This window comes from Rhizobacter sp. P2_H2 (assembly GCF_056403375.1).
The window spans coordinates 1-2171 of the sequence record NZ_JBFUFP010000929.1 but is presented as its reverse complement, the minus strand read 5'-3'; the positions used below and the strand labels follow the sequence as shown (position 1 = coordinate 2171).

The 2171-nt window shown below is 66.4% G+C and carries 2 protein-coding genes and 1 pseudogene; 2 read left to right on the top strand and 1 reads right to left on the bottom strand.

Annotation, left to right across the window (positions count from 1 at the left end; all coding sequences use genetic code 11):
• Nucleotides 1-54 precede the first annotated feature (54 nt).
• Nucleotides 55-1173 (top strand): glutamate 5-kinase, encoded by a 1119-nt coding sequence (gene proB, locus AC1D15_RS28370; protein ID WP_477828641.1) that lies wholly within the window; start codon nt 55-57, stop codon nt 1171-1173.
• Between the two features lie 12 nt (nt 1174-1185).
• Here proB and AC1D15_RS28365 read toward each other — a convergent pair whose 3' ends face one another.
• A complete protein-coding gene (locus AC1D15_RS28365) occupies nt 1186-1785 on the bottom strand; it encodes an RNA pyrophosphohydrolase (protein WP_477828642.1) in 600 nt (199 codons plus the stop codon).
• Between the two features lie 134 nt (nt 1786-1919).
• On the opposite strand from AC1D15_RS28365, the pseudogene AC1D15_RS28360 reads away from it, so the two are divergent.
• A pseudogene (locus tag AC1D15_RS28360) lies at nt 1920-2171 on the top strand (proline--tRNA ligase); the annotation flags it as partial.

The following is a 2171-nucleotide window of genomic DNA, read 5'->3' as shown; positions in this document are numbered from 1 at the left end:
CGACGCGCCCGTGCAAGACCAGGGGTCCCCTGCTGCCGCCCACGAGTGACGACCATGAGTGACGCGCTGAAGAACGCCCGCCGCATCGTCGTCAAGGTCGGCTCCAGCCTCGTGACCAACGAAGGCCGGGGCGTCGATGCCGAAGCGGTCGGTAACTGGTGCCGGCAGATGGCGCACATCGCGGGCCAGGGGCGCGAGATCGTGATGGTCTCGAGCGGCGCGATCGCCGAGGGCATGAAGCGCCTCGGCTGGGCGACCCGGCCGAAGGCGGTGCACGAACTGCAGGCCGCGGCCGCGGTCGGGCAGATGGGGCTGGCGCAGATCTACGAGACCCAGCTGCGTGCCTACGGCATGGGCAGCGCGCAGGTGCTGCTCACGCACGCCGACCTGGCCGACCGGGAGCGCTACCTGAATGCGCGCTCGACCCTGCTGACCTTGCTGCGCATGCGCGTCGTGCCGGTCATCAACGAGAACGACACCGTCGTCAACGACGAGATCAAGTTCGGCGACAACGACACGCTGGGCGCGCTGGTGGCCAACCTCATCGAGGCGGACGCGCTGGTGATCCTCACCGACCAGAAGGGCCTGTACTCGGCCGATCCGCGCAAGGACGAATCAGCCACCTTCATCCACGAGGCGCAGGCCGGCACCCCGGAGCTGGAGCGCATGGCGGGCGGTGCCGGTTCGAGCCTCGGCCGCGGCGGCATGATCACCAAGATCCTGGCCGCCAAGCGGGCCGCGCGCAGCGGCGCCTCCACCGTCATCGCCTGGGGCCGCGAGCCCGACGTTCTGGTGCGCCTGACCCAGGGCGAGGCGATCGGCACCGCGCTCAATGCGCCGACGCAGAAGATGGCGGCCCGCAAGCAGTGGATGGCCGACCACCTGCAGCTGCGCGGCGCCGTCGTGATCGACGATGGTGCGGTCGCGAAGTTGCGTGACGAGGGCAAGAGCCTGTTGCCGATCGGGATGATCGAGGTGCACGGCGAGTTCGCGCGTGGCGACGTGATCGCGGTGCGCTCGGGCTCGGGCCTCGAGGTCGCGCGCGGCCTGGCGAACTATTCGAGCTCCGAGGCGCGCCTGATCGCGCGCAAGCCGTCGAGCGAGTTTGAGCGCTTGCTCGGCTTCACCGGCGAATCGGAGATGATCCACCGCGACAACCTGGTGCTCGGCTGAGGGAAGGGGCCCTCAGCCCTTCGGGTCGCCCGGTTCGTCGTCGAACGCCTGCGGCTCGGTGGCCGGCCTCGACTCCTCGAAGCCATCGTCCCRGTGGTGCGGGCGCATGCCCGAGCGAAGGTAGCGGTTGTGGTGGTTCCCGCGCGGCAGGAAGCGGGCGAGTTCGGTCAGCGCCATCTGGTAGACATCGCGCTTGAACTCGATCACCACTTCGAGCGGCACCCAGTACTCGTTCCAGCGCCAGGCATCGAACTCGGGGTGATCGGTCGCGCGCAGGTTCATGTCGGTGTCGCGCCCGGTCAGCTGCAGCAGGAACCAGATCTGCTTCTGGCCGCGGTAGTGGCCGCGCGCGTCGCGGCGGATGAAATGGTCGGGCACTTCATAGCGCAGCCAGTCGCGCGTGCGCGCGATGATCCGAACATGATCCTGCGTCAGCCCCACCTCCTCGTGAAGCTCGCGGAACATCGCCTGCTCAGGCGTTTCACCGTATTTGATGCCCCCTTGCGGGAACTGCCAGGAGTGGGTCCGGATCCGTTTGCCCCAGAAAACCTGGTTCTTCGTATTGAGCAGGATGATGCCGACGTTGGGTCTGAACCCTTCTCGGTCGAGCATAATCAACCTCAAATTCCTTAGTTGAATTCATTATTGCACCGGCATGACGGGAATCAACCCCGTGGCTTTCCCTCAAGCCTTGCTGGATGCTGTTTTCTTCAGCGTTCTTTTTCGGCGTTCTCCCCCGCATCCCCATGAAAGCCTCCCAGTTCTTCGTCTCGACCCTCAAGGAAGCTCCTGCCGACGCGGAAGTCATGAGCCACAAGCTGATGCTGCGCGCGGGGTTCATCAAGCGACTCGGTGCAGGCATCTACACCTACATGCCGATGGGGCTGCGGGTGATCCGCAAGGTGGAGGGCATCATCCGCGAGGAGATGAACCGCGCCGGCGCCGTCGAGCTGCTGATGCCGGTCGTGCAACCGGCCGAGCTGTGGCAGGAAACAGGG